This is a genomic window from Hungatella effluvii, assembly GCF_003201875.1.
Classification (GTDB): Bacteria; Bacillota; Clostridia; order Lachnospirales; family Lachnospiraceae; genus Hungatella; species Hungatella effluvii.
In genome coordinates this window covers 1-16,252 of record NZ_QJKD01000034.1, presented here as the reverse complement: position 1 = coordinate 16,252, position 16,252 = coordinate 1, and the positions used below count along the sequence as shown (strand labels likewise).

The window sequence follows — 16,252 nt, the reverse complement described above, 5'->3', positions numbered from 1 at the left end:
TTCGGTCCTTCATCTCTCGACTACTACGACCTCGGCTGACTTCTGTACGTTCAGCACTATCTTTCGATAATGGTTATCCCTTTCAGGACATTCCGCACAGACCTCCCCGGGTACCACACGTCTCTTTCTCTCCATCTATCTGCCACATTTACCATACGTGATTCCGTGTGGTTATTGGGCTTCGACTTGTTTAGCAGCCTTACCCTCACGCACGGCCTGATGTGATTTCTGTCCGTCAGACCAGAGATTTGCCCATGGGTTAGTATGTTCCCCACATCCGGCTTCCTTCAGATTTCACCTCACGATGAACACCCTTGCCTTCGGCTATATCCTTCCCACCACCGGGCGGATTCCGGACTTTCACCAGTTAGAGACGTGCGCCGCCGGGCGCACTAAAAAAAAGAAGAAGGCATGCCGCGGTTACCCGCGCATGCCTTCTCCTCTATTCCTGAACCTCTTATCCGGCCTCCATCCGCCTGCTACTGAATGGACACCCGTTTAATCTCATTCCTGGACTTAAAAAGCCCTGCCAGCTGTATATTGTCAGATTTGCACGACTCGTCCCGCAGCGTCTGTTCGATGAACCGCAGGATGTCCTCTCCCGGATTCTCACGAAATTCGATCTCCAGTTCTTTGTCTTCCTCGTATCTTCCTGTGAAATACCCTTTTCTTCCGAGAAACAGTTCCACAATCATCACGATCATCGTCGAGACGGCTCCCAGCACATACATTCCCGCGCCCATGGCCATACCGACGCCCACCGTCGCCCAGATTCCGGCTGATGTTGTGATGCCGTTTACATTATTATTTCTAAAAATGATGATTCCCGAACCGATGAAGCCCACAGCCGTCACAATACCCGCGGCCACACGGGATGGGTCGAGCTTAACATAGTCTCCCAGCACGTCGTTAAAACCGTACTTGGAGATGATCATCATCGCGGCCGCAGCGACCGCGATAATCACATGGGTTCTCGTTCCCGCCGTCTTCTTCCTGCTCTGTCTTTCATAACCAATTAGTCCGCCGCATAACGCGGCGGACACCAGCCTCAGCACATAGATAAGCTGTTCCATGACAAATTCGTTCAATTTATCACCTCTGTCCGGATCGTCCTGTATGGCGGATTGTCTTCTACTTCACCCATACGCCGGACGCGTCCAGCGTATATCCATCCGGAGTCACCGTATTCTTCATCATCGCCCCATCGGCGCCTAAGTAAAACCATTGGCCGTCGGACTCCACCCAGGTACTGGAAGCCATAGCGCCGCCGGACTTGAAATAATACCACACGTCGTTGGAATAATGGCGCCAGCCCGTAGCCATGGTCCCGTCGGAATCGAACCAGTAATCAGCCCCGTCTATCGTCATCCACTCATTGGCGGCGCGGTTTCCGTCGTTCTTTACAAAGTACCACTTTGCCCCCTCCTGCTGCCACTTTGCAGTCTGGGAGCCTCCATTCTTCAGCGCAAAACCATAGTCCAGCAGAGCCGAGGTATCCGTGTACTGCGTAGACTTGCTCTTCATGATAACCGCGATCAGACGTACGCCGTCCCGCTCCGCACATGTCACCAGCGTATTGCCTGCCAGTGAAGTATATCCGGTCTTTCCTCCGATAACACCCTGGTAATATCTGGCGTCATTGGGATAAAGCATCTTGTGGCCCAGGGATATCGTGCGGGCCGCCGCCTTCTGCGTCGCCGGAATCTGGTAGCTTAAGGTCGATGCGATCTTGCTTACCGTACCATTCTGAAATGCCGCCCGTGCGATCAGCGCCATATCATGAGGCGTCGTATAGTGGTTGGAATTGTTGAGGCCGTTCGGATTGACGAAATTCGTGTTCGTACAGCCCAGCTCCTTCGCCCTGGCATTCATCATGTCCGCAAACTTGCTGATACTCCCCGCCGTATGCTCGGCCAGACCGTTGGCTACCTCGTTGGCAGATTTTAAAAGGAGACCGTAGAGACTCTGACGCACCGTCAGCTTGTCCCCTTCCACCAGTCCCAGCGTAACAGCGCCGGACTCCAGATTTGTAACCGCCGTCTTCGAAAATGTAACCGTATCGTCGAGACTGCACTTTTCCGCTACCAGAAGAGCTGTCATCAGCTTCGTGATGCTGGCGGGGTAAAACTTCGTCTCCGCCTCTTTTGAATAGAGCAGGTTTCCCGTGGCCGCATCCATGAGCACCGCGCCCTGAGCCTGGATCTCCGGCTGCTTTAATGTGTTCACCACACTGCCGCCGGTCCCGCTTCCCTGGGTGGCCCCTGGGCCTACGGAAGTTCCCGGCCCTGTCGAGTTCCCTGATCCAGCGGAAGTTCCCGTTCCCGTCGAATTCCCTGTTCCCGTCGAAGCTCCCGGGCCGCTCTGGGTATTATCCCCGCCCGGTCCCGCTGTCTCCGGCCCTGAAATTCCGTTATCCGATCCGCCGCTTATGGGCGGGACGATCGGAATATCACCGAAGGCCGGTACCGAAGCCAAAAGGCTTAAGCTGATTGCAATGCTCCATATTCTGTTAAAGCGTTTTACCATGTCTGTTTCTCCCCGTGTCATCCTGTATTCTGTATTATGTACAATAACCTTTATCCTGCATCGGCACACAGCACGGTCTGCCGATTTTTATCTGTAGTATTTCCCTAAACAGTATAGCACAAAATTGCACGGATACGGATTAAAATTTTCTTACAATAAGAGCGCACGCCCGGCGGAGGCCGGAGCCGGGTAATCCGGTCCCTGTCTGCGCCAGGCGTGCTCATTTTATGCCTTATCTTTTTTTACTTTCTGCCTTATGGGCGTTTTTCCACATGGCCCAAATCACGCTGGCCACGCAAATAGAAGAAAAGCAGCCGCTCACAAGCCCGAATAACAGAGGCAGGGAGAATTCAAAAATGGACTGGATCCCAAAATGCCACGATGCAATTACCAGGATCAGTACGCTGATGCACGTCGTCAGTGAGGTGTGCAGCGACCGTCCAAGACTCTGGGATACGCTGGTATCCACCAGCTCGTCGATATTTTTACACTTATGAAGATTCATGTTCTCTCTGATCCGGTCATAGATTACGATCGTATCGTTGATGGAGTAACCGATGATGGTCAGCACCACCGCCACAAACGCGTCATTCAGCGGAATCGCAAAGATCAGGAACGCGCACAGCACGATCAGCACATCGTGGATCAGCGCGATCACCGCAGATACTCCCGCAGAAAGGCCCGAAAGGATGGAAAACCGGATCCAAACATACACCGTTATCAGCACCGCAGCCAGAACCATGGCGATCACGGCGTTGTGGAGCGTCTTCTGTCCCATATACGGCTGAACCGCATACGTCTCCGACAGGGTCGCCGTAAAGCCATCCTGATAGCCGTTTAATATCTGCGTCACGTATTCCTGGCTCTCCGGGCTGATGCCTTCCTGCCCTGCAAAGGTCAGAACCATAAACTGTTTTCCAAGGCCATCCTCTTTTGTCAGGCGGACATTTACATTTCTTCCGGTCTCGCCGGATACCTTGGCAGCAACGGCGTCGGAATTCACATCGGCCGCCCCCTCTATCTCATACTTTAACGTCGTTCCGCCCGTAAACTGGGTGTCCAGGCTCACTCCGTTCTTCATAAATCCCAGCACGCCGGCCAGGAGCATACAGATGGAGATGGCAAACCATATGTATTTCCGTTTCATGATTGGATAAATCTTCTGATTCTTCTTCACCTTATACCACTTCAAATCGTGGAATCTGCCTTCCCGTATGATGGAAAGAAGTACAGTTCTGGAGAACCAGACGCCCACCACCAGATTGATGATCAGGCCCACAAGCAGCGTATAGCCGAAGCTCAGCATGGTGCCTGACCCGAAGAACATCAGGATTATCGCCACGATAGCGCTTGTCAGGTTTCCGTCCAGCACGGAAGAGAAAGCCCTCTTGTATCCCCGTTTGACCGCCTCGGTCAGCGAAACGCCGTTTCCAAGCTCCTCACCGATACGCTCGCTGATGATAATATTGGCATCCACCGCCATACCTATGGTCAGTATGATACCGGCGATACCGGGCAGTGTCAGCGTATACTGCGGGATCGAGATCGCCAGCAGCTGTATGGAGGTCTGAAGAATCAGGCCAAAGCATGCCACCATTCCCGGCAGGCGGTACATGGCGATCATGAAAATACAGATACAGAAGAACGCTACCACACCTGAAAATACCATGATATTCAAGGCATTGGAGCCCAGGCTCGGGCTGATGGTGCTGAAGTTCTTCGTCTCCATGGCGTACGGCAGGGCACCCGCATTGATCTTGTCCGATAAGCTCTTTGCGGACGCATACGACTCCATGCCGTTGATCACGGCGTTGCCGCCCGTAATCTTGTCCTGAACCACCGGATTGGAGATCAGCTCCTCATCCATGTAGATTCCCATGCGTCGGCCTACCAGTTTGCCGGTGGCATCGGCAAATTTATCCGCGCCATCCTTTGTAAACTGCAGCTCCACCTCATATTTTTTAATTCCGGTCTGGTCCGAATACTCTACGGGCCGGCTGGTGGAGATGTCCCTTCCTTCCAGCATTACAGTGCCGCTCTCATCACGGAAGGTCAAATTGGCCATGTCGCCCAGTTCCGCGATGGCAGCCTCCGGCTTAAAATCCTTTTCGTCGGATTTCCACGGAAAACGGACGATTACATAACCCTTTTCATTATCCGTTGTCACCTCGCGGTCCGTGATATTCTTATCATCCAGTCTCGTCTCGATTATATTCCTGGCCGCTTCGATCTCATTCGGCGCGGGATTCCGGTCTAAGCCCACTGGCTCGAATACAGCCTCGACGCCGCCCCGGATATCGATTCCAAATCTCATGTCCCCCGCGCCCTTAATGTCTTTTCCAAGGCCGAAGCATGCGGTATAAACCGCAAGGATGACGATTACCGTCAGGATTCCAAGTGTTTTCTTTCCTGGTTTCATAGTGCTCTCCTTTTCGTCTCATCGCAGAGTGTGTTTTATTTTCAAACACACTCCAGTCTTCTTATCGTCATTCATTATAGACTGTTATGAGAGAAAATGGTGCTAAGAAACCATTAAGATTTTCCCCGGTCCCTCCACCAGCGCTCTTCTTCCAGTTCCTTCCGGATCTCCTGTATGAATAAAAGCAGCACAACGATGGATATGGACCCCATGATCCCCATCAGAATCTTCACTGACACATCACCTCTTTACAATTTCATAATATTTTTTAGAAGTAACCCCATAGATCACCCCGTAAAAGACAGCAAACAGCAGTACCGCTCCGGCCGTGGACACGGCAAACAGCCCTACATTCCGCAGATTCAGCAGGGCCAGAAGCCTTGCGATCATCGGAAATGCGAAGCAGATATGGACAGCGGCCGTAACCAGCGGCAGAAAGAACATGGTAAGCACCTGGGAACGGATGGCGCTCTTGATCTCACGGGCCGACAGCCCCACATTCTGCATGATTTCAAACCGCTTCTTATCCTCATAGCCCTCGGAAATCTGCTTGTAATAGATAATCAGTACCGTCGCCATCACAAACAACGTTCCCAGAAACAATCCGACGAAGAACAGCCCTCCGTACAGGGAGAAAAAGGATCCCCGCTCCATGGCCGCCGATTCGAGACGGTAGGTCAATCCCAGGCCATTTAACCGTTCCTCCAGATCTTTGTACAATCCCGCGGAACCCTCTTTGCCGTCTCCAGCGTCGAAGGCCACATAGTAAACGGGTCTGGATTTCGCCTCCCCGTAGGCCTCTGCCTGCATTTTCTCCATCTCCTCCAGCTGGGAAAAATCCGGCAGAACGATATGAAGGCTCCCCACGGACCCCATGGCGTCCATACCGTCCTCTACGGTTTGGCCTTTTAAGCCGGCGACATCGTACCGTCTTCCGAAGATGGAAAATGTATCCCGGTCGTAACGCATCCCATCCGCAAGCACCATCACCTGGTCATCACGCAGGCTGACATTTTGCCCTGAAATCCGGTTATAGTCCTCCAGAGTCATGAAGAAGAGATAGTCCAGGCTGTTGTAGTCCGCCAGATTCTCCTCTCTTACCTCGAAGCCGTCTCCCGTATCCACCGCGGCAAAGCTGACATAGCGGTAGCTGACAAGCCCTTTTGCGGTCTCCCCTGCCTCCTTTAAGGCACTATCCACAATCCCGTCGGTCTTCGCTGACGTGTCGTCGGAATAATCGTACACCGTCACCACGTAATCCCGTTTAAAACGGTTTCTCATCACATCGTCCAGTCCCACATAGAGGGAAACCGTGGAAGAAAGCATGACTAAAACCGCTGTGGACAGAAGGCAGATCACAGACAGACCGGCCGCATTCTGTTTCATCCGGTATATCATTCCCGAGACAGAGATGAAGTGGCGCGTCTGATAATAATAGCTTTTATTCTTTTTCATCAGCTTAAGCAGCGTAACACTTCCCGCGGTAAATAAGAGGCCGGTACCGGCAATCACGAACAGTACCGCGATGAAGAAGGCAAAGATGATCATCGCTGTCCGCTCCGTCGAAATGGCAATCCAGTACCCCGCTGCCAGAGAAATGACGCCCAACACAGCCAGCAGCCACGGCGCCTTCGGCTCCCGCTCCCCCGCCTGCTTACCTGCCAGCATTTCCACCGGTCTCGCCTTTACAACCTGCCATATATTATAGAAGAGAATCACCAGAAATATGACGCCAAAGAGCTTCACACACGCAAAAGCCGCCTCCGGGACGAAACTGAAATCCCAGGAAATATCCAGTTTCATCAGGCGGTACAGCAGCAGCGCAAAGACCCGGTACAGCAAAAAGCCGAGCAGAATCCCGGACACCAGGCTCACCGCCGCCGTAAGCAGCGTCTCGATCGCCATGATCCGGGCCAGATGCTTTTTTCCCATGCCCAGTACCTGAAACAGCCCGAATTCCTGCTTTCTCCGTTTCACCAGAAAGCTGTTGGTGTAAATGAGAAACATTACGGAGAACACAGCCATGACTACGCAGCCAAGCATCAGAATAAATACCATGGAGCCGCCTCCCTGCATATGGGCAAAGCCCGGATTCACCGTCAGGGAAGAGATAATATAATACATCATCACGGAGCCAATGCAGGTCTGAAGATACGGAACCGTGACGGCTGAATTTTTCTTTAAATTCTGAACGGCCAGCCTTGTGTAAAACAGGTTATTCATCGCGGCCACCTCCCGCCTCTAAGACGGCCAGAGTATCGGAAATCCGCTGATACATCTTCGCCTCCGTCATTTCGCCGCGGTAGAGCTGATGGAACACCTCTCCATCCTTGATAAACAGCACCCGTTTTGCATGGCTGGCCGCCTTGACGCTGTGGGTTACCATCAGGATGGTCTGTCCCTCCCGGTTGATTCCTCCGAACAGATCGAGAAGCTGGTCGGAAGCCCGGGAATCCAGCGCGCCCGTAGGCTCATCCGCCAGAATGATCGCCGGGTCCATCACCAGGGCCCTGGCAACCGCCGCCCTCTGCTTCTGGCCGCCCGAGACCTCATATGGAAATTTCTTCATAAGCTCCTTAATTCCCAGCTTTCCCACGATGGGATCCGCCTTCTGTTTCATTTCCCCGTAGTCCTTCTTTGCCAGAACCATGGGCAGATAGATATTGTCCTCCAGAGAAAACGTATCCAGCAGATTAAAATCCTGAAACACGAAGCCTAAGTGGTCTCTGCGGAACGCGGCCAGCTCTCCCTCCGGGATCGTTTTCATATCTCTTCCGTTTAAGAGGACGGCGCCTCCGGTGGGTTTGTCAAGAGCGGCTAAAATGTTTAATAGTGTGGTTTTCCCCGATCCCGACTCTCCCATGATTGCGACGTATTCTTCCTTTTCCACCGTAAAACTGACTCCGTTCAGTGCATTTATCTGATTTCCTCCAAAACGGGTGGTATAGACCTTTTTTAATTGATTCACTTCAAGCAATGGCATAATGCTGCCTCCTTTCCTATGACAGCAGTATATCAGACGGGAAAGAGCGGCCGCCATCGATGAGGCTTACATTTTTCTGCGTATCCTTACAAAAATGTAAGGGAAGCTTAAAGACTGGGACCGCATTCCGGTGGTATACTGAAATCACAAACAGATCGTTATCCATGCAGCGGAAGGAGGTATTTCCATGTACAGCAGTTTTGAACAGCGCGCACGTCAGAGGGGCGCCTACACCATTCAGGAATTTGAAAACACCCATGGACGCCCTGGCAAATCCCGCACGCCCCTATCCGGATATAACCCCAAAAAAGCCATGAAACAGGCGGAAAAAGCGTACTTGGAATCCATGGGAATCCATAAGAAATCCCTGTTTCAGCGAATTAAGGGGCTATTTATTTCATAAGCCTCTTTCAGAGTCATCTCTATTCCGGTATAAATTTCGTCATATCCAGGAGCAGCTTCACTTTCGTCCCCACTCCTGGTTCCGATTCGATTACCATCTCGTGTGCCAGACGGGTCATGACCTTTTTGCACAGATAGAGGCCGATTCCCGTCGATCCCTGGCCCGTGCGGCCGTTACAGCCCGTATACCCGTTCTCGAACACCCTGGGGATGTCCTCCGGGGTGATTCCTCTTCCCGTGTCTTCGATCACCAGCGTCCGTATGACTTCCCCTGCCTTACGTTTTACCGAGCTCCGTTCGGAGGGACTTTCCGTCTCCTGATAGACCGAGATTCTGCCGCTCTCTGTGTACTTTAACGCATTGGACAGAAGCTGTTCTATGACGAACAGAAGCCATTTTTCATCGGTCCGCACCAGACAGGCTGCAGGTCTGTAATCGAGTGCGATCTTTTTCCGGATAAATACCGGAGCATACTTGTGAATGGCTTTTTTGACGATGGCATCCAGCGAGCATTCACGGATGACCAGATCGGCGGAAGGGCTGTCCGCCCGCAGGTACTGAAGCACCATTTCCACATACTGTTCGACCTTAAAAAGCTCATTGGACAGCTGGCTGTGGCCCGTTCCTCCGCCAGGGTGTGTTTGAAGAATCAGGTTCATGGCCGCGATGGGGGTCTTTACCTGGTGAACCCACATGGTATAATAGTCCTTCATCTCCGTCCGCTTCTCCTCTTCCTCCCGAAGCAGCCGTTCCCTCTCCTCATAGGAAGAGACGAGAAGCCTCCGGTACAGAAGCTCCAGCTGATCGGAGGTCTCCTCAAAGGGATCCGCATAGCCCGTCTTCTGGGCCGCCATTCGCTCTAAGTCCCCGCATTTTTTGCAGTATCGGGAAAAGCTTCGGACAGACAGAAGGAGCCCCGGCACCGCTCCCAGAATCCAGGCGTAGAGCACCGCCTCCACGGGAAGACGGTACAGCCAGAATACGGCCGCACACAGGATTCCGCCGCAGACGCCCGCCGTAATTACCGTACGGTTCCTTTTTAAATAGAGGCCTGTCAGAGACAGCAGCTTCCTTCCCTTCATCTTATCATATACCCCATGCCTTTCTTCGTGACAATAAAATCCGCAAGGCCAGCGCCGTCCAGTTTCTTCCGGAGCCGGTTCACATTGACGGTCAGTGTATTGTCGTCCACATAGCTGTCCGTCTCCCACAGCCTCGTCATCACCTCTTCCCTGGAGACGGTACGTCCCGCCTGTTCCATGAGAAGCTTAAGAATCCGGAATTCATTCTTGGTCAGTTCCACTTTCATCTCCTGATGAGTCAGAGTGGCGTCATTGATATTAAGGACTGCCCCGCCGTGTTCAATCAAGTGATGTTTTCCTGCAAAATCATACGTCCGCCTGAGCATGGCCTGGACCTTGGCCGTCATCACATTCAGATCAAAGGGCTTTGCTATAAAATCATCGCCCCCCATGGAAACCGCCATAATAATATTCATGTTGTCGGACGCCGAGGACAGGAAAATCACGGGCACATTGGAAAGCTTCCGAATCTCCCCGCACCAGTGACAGCCATTAAAGTATGGCAGCAGGATGTCCATCAGAACAAGATGCGGTTCAAAGGCCGCAAATTCGGCCAGTACATGCTTCAAGTCTTTCACACAGACCGCCTCATAGCCCCACTCCTGCAGGTGATTCTGCACAGTTCTGCCGATCACCTCATCATCCTCGACAATCAGTATCTTATACATTGGCTGCCTCCTCATCTACTTTCGTTCCCTATTTTACCAGCCAAATCTTAATTTTTTCTTTAAATATTTCAGAAGCTTTGCTAAGGAACTGTTCTGTTTTAAAACCGTATGGATTTTTAATGAAAATGTAAAGAAGTCCGGAACCGGAAGTGATATACTGAAACTAAGAAGAAAGGGGGATTTGACCATGATAACCATATTTAACCGTAAAGAACTGTACTCCGGTTTTTCCATGGTGGAATGCTCCCGTATCGGACGGATTCTGAAAAAGAATAAGATTCCTTATATCATAAAGGAATGCGATTTGAATCCGATCAGACCGGGATTCATCACTACAGCCGCCCCTATGATCCAGACAAAGCCCATAAGAGAATACTATTTATATGTGGATAAAAAAGATTACGGGGAAGCCAGCTTTCTGCTCGCCTGTGAAGACGGCTGTGTCTGATCTTCCTTTTCCCCATAATATGTTTCACGAATCACGCTCTAGCCGCTGATAACGCCTTTCATACAAAAGGCCGGGAAACCAAAGTATGCTTCTTTGGTTTCCCGGCCCTCTCTCTGCCCTGCGGCAGCGGTCTTTTGCCTCGTCATTCCAGCTGTTCGCGGTACTCCTTCTGCATCTCCTCCAGACGGTCCAGCGCCGTATTTAAAATATAGGCGTGGTCGAAAGCCAGCGCTTCCGTGTCATTTACATCGATCGCAGGCAGCAGTTCCGCATGTGTATCCTTCTTCCACATGAGTCCCATGTGGGTATATCCTTCCGTAATCCGGTATCCGATGAAAATATGGCGTTCCTCATTCTCCACAGTCAGGGCGTATGTCGCACCATCTGCCAGATCCGACAGCTTCTTTTTCTTAACCTGAAACCACACGGCTTCCTTTGCATCGTCTCCTGCGACCGGATTCAGTTCGTCCTTCGGCACAACAGCCATATACGATACAGAGATGATCCGCGTCCGCGGGTCACGTTTTACACTGCCCCATGTATAGAGCTGTTCCATGCAGACACCGGTGATCCCGGTCTCCTCCTCCAGCTCTCTGGCCGCGGCTTCCTCCAGCGATTCGTCCATATTCACGAATCCGCCCGGCATAGCCCACTGGCCAATACACGGATGGTTCCGTCTGCGGATCAGCAGAAGCTCCGGGTCCTCATCTTCCGACTCCGGATCGACTGCAAAAATCAGCATATCCACAGTCACCGACGGCCGCTCATAATTTCCGGGCCTGTACTGTGCTAAGAACTCTTTCTCGGTCAGCCCATCTTCATTTTTCAGTTCCATAGGAATTCCTCCTCCCCGGTCCCTGCGGCCCGGCTTTAAAAAATAACAGAATTAAGCGCTCCCAAAACGCCCACACTGGCCAGTCCCATAATGACTCCGGCAAGAAGTACGCCTCCCATGACTGCGAGGATACTGGATTTGAAGTCGATGTCGAGAAGGCTGGCTGCCAGCGTACCGGTCCACGCGCCCGTACCTGGAAGCGGGATTCCTACGAACAGCAGCAGAGCGACAAACAACCCTTTGCCCGCCTTCGCCTGCAGCTTCTCGCCGCCGTGCTTTCCTTTTTCCAGACACCACGTGAAAAATCCGCCGATCACGGGCTTGTCCGCTCCCCATTCTAAAACCTTTCTGGCAAATAAATAGATGATCGGAACCGGGAGCATGTTTCCGATAATGGCGATGATATACGACTCTAAAAGAGGCAGGCCCATCACCTGGGAATAAGGAATGGCGCCGCGAAGCTCAATGAGCGGTACCATGGAAATAAAAAAAACCATTATATAACTTTGTAACATCCTGATATTCCTTTCCTATAAAAAGTCTGCCATTATACTATACACAAAGATCGGGATCCTTACAACCTTTTTAGAAAAAGATAATAAATTTATGCGGAAAATTAATACGGGAAACCGCTGATTCAGCAGTTCCCCGTAGAAACGTATTTCAGATTTTCCGCTTATTTGTAACCCAATCCCGGCAGTATATTTTTCGGATAATCCAAAAACAGCATATCCGCCTTGTCGTCCAAATAGTGGCGGTTCGGATGGATAATCACCAGCCACCGCCCGGTAAAATATTTCACGTAGTTTCCGAATACCTCAGAATCCAATGTCGTTCCGAGAAGCAGAAGGACCTCTGCCTTCGATATCTCATTGGAGGTCTTTGTCATCAGGCGGCTGTCCACCATCTCACCGAACAGCGATACCTGCGGGCGGATGGGGATATCACATTTGTCGCAGAGAAGTATCTTTTTCGCATCCCGCACCTGTTCCATGGTGTATTCCCTGCCGCAATGCGGGCATTTATTCGCATAGATCGTCCCGTGAAGATTCACCACGTTTTTGCAGCCGGCCCTCTGAGCCTTTGCATAAATATTGCTGGTAATGAGACACTGCAGCTTCCCGGCCCGTTCCATCGCTGCCAGTGACGGACCGGAATCCGTGTCCTCCGGCGGATTCTCCAGCATCTCTCTCTTATAGAATTCAAAGAAAAACTCGGGCCGTGTATTATAGAAGGCGCTGGAAAAGATCTCTTCCGCAGAATATCCGTACTTCGTCTCGATATCATAGGCTTTATCGGGATTCTTTACCCCTATAAAGCCGCCCTCCTCCATCATGCCGGAGCCGCAGATGGCCACCGTGTACCTGCTCTCATCGAGAATTTCCCTCAGTTTTGAAATCTTACCTTCCATAATAAAACCCTCCCTTCAAAGCTTCTTGTACTGCTCTGTTTTATGATAATATTATACTATGAAATAACAGTATTTTCCATGTTATATTCTATTTATTTTCTCTTTTTTCCTCTCACTCTTTATTCGTGCGGCAAATTCCTGCTTTCTATACAATTGCACAGTGTATTCGATCCCTGAAAATGCAAAATGCCGATTCCATGGGCTAATTCGACCTTATCCATGGAAATCGGCATTTTGCATCTGCACGTTTGATCTCTTACATCGGTTTTCTCTTCGTATTCGGTCCCATACCTTCCCGGCGTGAATTATGGGTCTGATTCTGGTTTTCCGTCTTTACCTTCTCGGTAATGCTGTTGAAGGTCTCGTTCGATTTCTTCTGCGCCAGTTTTTCCTGCTGGTCCTTGTCCATTTTTATCACCTCACGGATAGTATGAGCCGGACAGGAGTATTGTACTCATGACCGCAGTAATGGGAGCTTAAACTTTCGTAATAAAAATCTTAACATTTCGTAAACCCCCTTGTACTCTCCAAACTGGTGTGATATAATCCACGGAAGTTGGTAATATATATCAATAGTATCAGAATCTGACAACTCACACCTAACAACAGAAGGGGTTGATCTTATATGAAAAATCTGCTTCACAAGTACAGGCACGCATGGATTTTATGCTACGCTTTCATCTACATTCCCTGGTTCGTTTATTTAGAGAAGACGGTGACGAGCAATTATCACATCATGCACGTCGGGCTCGATGATTATATTCCGTTCAACGAATACTTCATTATTCCTTACATGCTCTGGTTCGCCTATGTGGCGGGCGCAGTCCTTTATCTGTTCTTTACAAATGTTAAAGATTATTACAAGCTTTGCACCATGCTGTTCACCGGAATGACCATCAGCCTTCTGGTATGCACCATATTTCCCAACGGAACGGACTTCCGGCCGGTCATTAACCCGGATAAGAATATCTGCTCCGCCATCGTAGCGTGGCTCTATTCCACCGACACGTGCACCAATGTATTTCCAAGCATTCACGTATATAATTCCGTCTGCGTCCATATCGCAGTCAGCCACAGTGAACGGCTTAAGAAGTATCGGTCCGTACAGATTGGTTCCTTTGTCTTAATGGTTTCCATCTGTCTGGCTACGGTTTTCTTAAAACAGCACTCCGCGTTCGACGGTCTGGGAGCGGTCATGATGGCATACGTCATGTTCCAGTTTATCTATACGGACGGTTACGTCACCAGCAGAAAGAAAGTCACGCAGAAAGCAATCAGTTAATACGAAACGGTCACCCGCGCCAGCCGTTCGGGCCACCATAACAAGCAAGAGCCTTCAGTCGATCCGATCGGCTGGAGGCTCTTTTTCACTTTATGATTCTGCAAATCAGTTGAAACCGAAGAATTTCTGTGTAATCTTGTATCCTGCAATGGAAAACTTGCGGCCGCTCTTGCCCGGAAGGTTCGTTCCCTGTCCCAGGAATCCCCATCTCAGCCGGAGATACAGCGTGAGATTCAGCTTGCGCAGATACTGCCACAGCTCCTTCTTCTTCGCCATGTTCTCCTCTGTCCCGGACTTGATCGCCAGTATGGAGGAAACCGTCATCATAATCTCGAGATAGCGCACCATGTAGCGGCGGAGCTTGCGTTTTTTCAGCTTCGTGACATCGCAGTAGCCAAGCATCAGCTTCGTCACGCGGATCTGCTGGTCGATTCGGCCGATCATGACCTCCTCGTTCACCGACTGGTCTTCTCTTCCGATAAAATACCGGTAAAAATTCACATTTAAATAGTACATGGTCTTTACATGAGGAAGCGGCTGGTATACGAAAATATTATCCACATAGAATGTATGCTTTGGAAGCTCTAATCCGCATTCCCGCAGAAGTTCCGTGCGGTAAATGACGGAATGCATCAGAATATACTGGCCCAGCATGAAGACCTTCACATCATCCCAGGTAAACAGTTCGTTCTGTGGAAGCGCTGTCCGGTAGTTCATAACCTTTTTTCGCTTCGCGCCCTGTTTCTCATAGACAAAGTTGCTGATCAGCATGTCCAGCGTCTCCTCGCCGCATACAAACCGGCGAAGGGTCGAGAGTATCTCCTGATAGGCCGCCTCATCCACCCAGTCATCACTGTCCACAACTTTATAATAAATGCCCTCGGCATTGCGAAGTCCTGTATTAACTGCCTCACCGTGTCCGCCATTCTCCTGATGGATAGCCCGGCAGATACCCGGATACTTTCTTTCGTATTCATCTGCTATCTCCGCCGTACGGTCCTTCGTGGAGCCGTCGTCGACAATCAGAATCTCCACCTCGTCGCCTCCCGGCAGAAGCGATTCGATGCAGTGCCTCATATAGGCCTCTGAATTATAGCATGGAATTGCAATGGATAATAACTTCACACTTCTTCCTCCTTTATATTCGTCTTACGTTTTATTCTGATCAAACAAAAAACCGAGAGAACAACTGCCAGCGCAAGAGTGGTATAAAACGCAAACGCCGACCTTTTCTCCGACAGAATCACAAGTCCTGTATTCACAATAACAATCGATGTAACATTTGCCGCAGCATGAAATACCCAGGGAGCGGCCAGCGTCTGAAAACGCTCATAAAGCCATGCCATGACCAGTCCCAGAAGGAATGCATAGACTCCCTGAAGCAGATTGCCATGGTAAAGTCCAAACAGTACGGCCGATATCAGGGCAGCCGGCCAGAATGCCATCCGGTCTCTTAACGGAGCGAACATCAGCCCCCGGAATATCATCTCCTCTGCCGCAGGTATCACCAGCCCAGACCCGAGTATCTGAATCAGAAACGGAGGGGAATAAAGCACTTCCCCGACCTCTTCGAAGCCGGGAGACCACTCCGGCAGCGGTGTCAAACTAATCATATTATTGACAGATAAACATATTCCAATTCCCAAAAGGATAAGGATGGGAAGGCAGCCCCGAAACTGAAATGGTATGGGCGGCATCACGCCCCGCCTGGCCTGATCGAACCGGTAAGGCCAGCAATAGAGTACCGGAAACGTAACCGCAGCCCCCAGCAGAGTGCACATCAGCGCCTGTAACGGCAGAGTCAGCGCGATGACGCCCGTCACCAGACTGTAAAACACAAGCGGAAGTATCAGGTACAGAACCATCATCAATATCTAACCTCTCTTTACCTATATTAATATGAACATTATATCATTTCTCAGCAATATATCCAGCCCCAATTTTCTAAAATATTCCTTATCATTTCCTGATTTTTATGTCCGGTTCCCGCCGCGGCGCCGGTATGACAAGGGCCGGCGGGGGCTGTAAACAGTGATGCAGCCCGGCTCAAATCCTGTGCGAAAATAAGAACTGGTTGCTTTTTCTGTGTCCAGATAATATAATCCCGTCTTTGACAGTAAAAAAATTCAAACACCGCTGGAAGCCCTATTCTATAAGGGTTTCACAGCGGTGTTGCTTTGTTTTTAAGTATAGTCT

The 16,252-nt window shown here is 50.6% G+C and carries 17 protein-coding genes; 3 read left to right on the top strand and 14 right to left on the bottom strand.

All coding sequences use genetic code 11. From position 1 onward, the window contains the following. Positions 1 to 479: 479 nt before the first annotated feature. The 6 genes from DFR60_RS29850 to DFR60_RS29830 all read right to left on the bottom strand — a co-directional run bounded on the left by DFR60_RS29850 (position 480) and on the right by DFR60_RS29830 (position 7,928). The gene (locus DFR60_RS29850; RefSeq protein ID WP_110326915.1) at positions 480 to 1,088 is read right to left on the bottom strand and encodes an MgtC/SapB family protein; all 609 of its coding nucleotides are present in this window, start codon (positions 1,086 to 1,088) and stop codon (positions 480 to 482) included. 43 nt (positions 1,089 to 1,131) lie between these two features. Further along, positions 1,132 to 2,526, bottom strand: a complete 1,395-nt coding sequence (locus DFR60_RS29845; RefSeq protein ID WP_110326913.1) for a serine hydrolase — start codon at positions 2,524 to 2,526, stop codon at positions 1,132 to 1,134. Positions 2,527 to 2,758: 232 nt separating this feature from the next. Beyond that, complete coding sequence (gene secF / locus DFR60_RS29840) at positions 2,759 to 4,945, bottom strand: protein translocase subunit SecF (RefSeq protein WP_110326911.1); 2,187 nt, start codon at positions 4,943 to 4,945, stop codon at positions 2,759 to 2,761. Positions 4,946 to 5,058: 113 nt separating this feature from the next. After that, positions 5,059 to 5,184, bottom strand: coding sequence for a hypothetical protein (locus DFR60_RS31185; RefSeq protein WP_270467472.1), 126 nt, complete (start codon positions 5,182 to 5,184; stop codon positions 5,059 to 5,061). Between the two features lies 1 nt (position 5,185). Further along, entirely contained in the window at positions 5,186 to 7,168 is a 1,983-nt protein-coding gene (locus DFR60_RS29835) for an FtsX-like permease family protein (RefSeq protein ID WP_110326909.1), read from the bottom strand. Continuing rightward, positions 7,161 to 7,928: an ABC transporter ATP-binding protein gene (locus DFR60_RS29830; protein ID WP_110326907.1), complete on the bottom strand. Its 768-nt coding sequence runs from the start codon at positions 7,926 to 7,928 to the stop codon at positions 7,161 to 7,163. The genes DFR60_RS29835 and DFR60_RS29830 overlap by 8 nt, the downstream gene beginning before the upstream one ends. Before the next feature lie 187 nt (positions 7,929 to 8,115). Between DFR60_RS29830 and DFR60_RS29825 the strand changes: the two genes are divergently transcribed. Next, positions 8,116 to 8,331 (top strand): hypothetical protein, encoded by a 216-nt coding sequence (locus DFR60_RS29825; protein ID WP_110326905.1) that lies wholly within the window; start codon positions 8,116 to 8,118, stop codon positions 8,329 to 8,331. A 19-nt stretch (positions 8,332 to 8,350) separates the two neighbouring features. On the opposite strand, the gene DFR60_RS29820 is transcribed toward DFR60_RS29825, so the two are convergent. Both DFR60_RS29820 and DFR60_RS29815 read right to left on the bottom strand, forming a co-directional pair. Then, positions 8,351 to 9,412: a sensor histidine kinase gene (locus DFR60_RS29820; RefSeq protein WP_110326903.1), complete on the bottom strand. Its 1,062-nt coding sequence runs from the start codon at positions 9,410 to 9,412 to the stop codon at positions 8,351 to 8,353. Beyond that, positions 9,409 to 10,080: a response regulator transcription factor gene (locus DFR60_RS29815; protein WP_110326901.1), complete on the bottom strand. Its 672-nt coding sequence runs from the start codon at positions 10,078 to 10,080 to the stop codon at positions 9,409 to 9,411. Before DFR60_RS29815 ends, DFR60_RS29820 begins: the two co-directional genes overlap by 4 nt. 187 nt (positions 10,081 to 10,267) lie before the next feature. Between DFR60_RS29815 and DFR60_RS29810 the strand changes: the two genes are divergently transcribed. Then, the gene (locus DFR60_RS29810) at positions 10,268 to 10,528 is read left to right on the top strand and encodes a hypothetical protein (RefSeq protein ID WP_110326899.1); all 261 of its coding nucleotides are present in this window, start codon (positions 10,268 to 10,270) and stop codon (positions 10,526 to 10,528) included. A 142-nt stretch (positions 10,529 to 10,670) separates the two neighbouring features. Here DFR60_RS29810 and DFR60_RS29805 read toward each other — a convergent pair whose 3' ends face one another. The 4 genes from DFR60_RS29805 to DFR60_RS30630 all read right to left on the bottom strand — a co-directional run bounded on the left by DFR60_RS29805 (position 10,671) and on the right by DFR60_RS30630 (position 13,183). Further along, positions 10,671 to 11,363: an NUDIX domain-containing protein gene (locus DFR60_RS29805; RefSeq protein WP_110326897.1), complete on the bottom strand. Its 693-nt coding sequence runs from the start codon at positions 11,361 to 11,363 to the stop codon at positions 10,671 to 10,673. Between the two features lie 35 nt (positions 11,364 to 11,398). Next, complete coding sequence (locus tag DFR60_RS29800; RefSeq protein WP_110326895.1) at positions 11,399 to 11,878, bottom strand: COG2426 family protein; 480 nt, start codon at positions 11,876 to 11,878, stop codon at positions 11,399 to 11,401. 161 nt (positions 11,879 to 12,039) lie between these two features. Further along, positions 12,040 to 12,774: an SIR2 family NAD-dependent protein deacylase gene (locus tag DFR60_RS29795; RefSeq protein WP_110326893.1), complete on the bottom strand. Its 735-nt coding sequence runs from the start codon at positions 12,772 to 12,774 to the stop codon at positions 12,040 to 12,042. Positions 12,775 to 13,030: 256 nt separating this feature from the next. Continuing rightward, positions 13,031 to 13,183 carry a hypothetical protein gene (locus DFR60_RS30630; protein ID WP_002600538.1) on the bottom strand — a complete coding sequence of 51 codons (153 nt, stop codon included), beginning with the start codon at positions 13,181 to 13,183 and terminating at the stop codon, positions 13,031 to 13,033. 216 nt (positions 13,184 to 13,399) lie between these two features. Between DFR60_RS30630 and DFR60_RS29790 the strand changes: the two genes are divergently transcribed. After that, positions 13,400 to 14,056: a phosphatase PAP2 family protein gene (locus tag DFR60_RS29790; RefSeq protein WP_110326891.1), complete on the top strand. Its 657-nt coding sequence runs from the start codon at positions 13,400 to 13,402 to the stop codon at positions 14,054 to 14,056. A gap of 105 nt (positions 14,057 to 14,161) precedes the next feature. Here the strand turns inward: DFR60_RS29790 and DFR60_RS29785 are convergent, their stop codons facing one another. After that, positions 14,162 to 15,181: a glycosyltransferase family 2 protein gene (locus DFR60_RS29785; RefSeq protein WP_002600540.1), complete on the bottom strand. Its 1,020-nt coding sequence runs from the start codon at positions 15,179 to 15,181 to the stop codon at positions 14,162 to 14,164. Further along, complete coding sequence (locus DFR60_RS29780) at positions 15,178 to 15,924, bottom strand: CPBP family intramembrane glutamic endopeptidase (RefSeq protein ID WP_110326889.1); 747 nt, start codon at positions 15,922 to 15,924, stop codon at positions 15,178 to 15,180. Before DFR60_RS29780 ends, DFR60_RS29785 begins: the two co-directional genes overlap by 4 nt. Between the last annotated feature and the right edge of the window lie 328 nt (positions 15,925 to 16,252).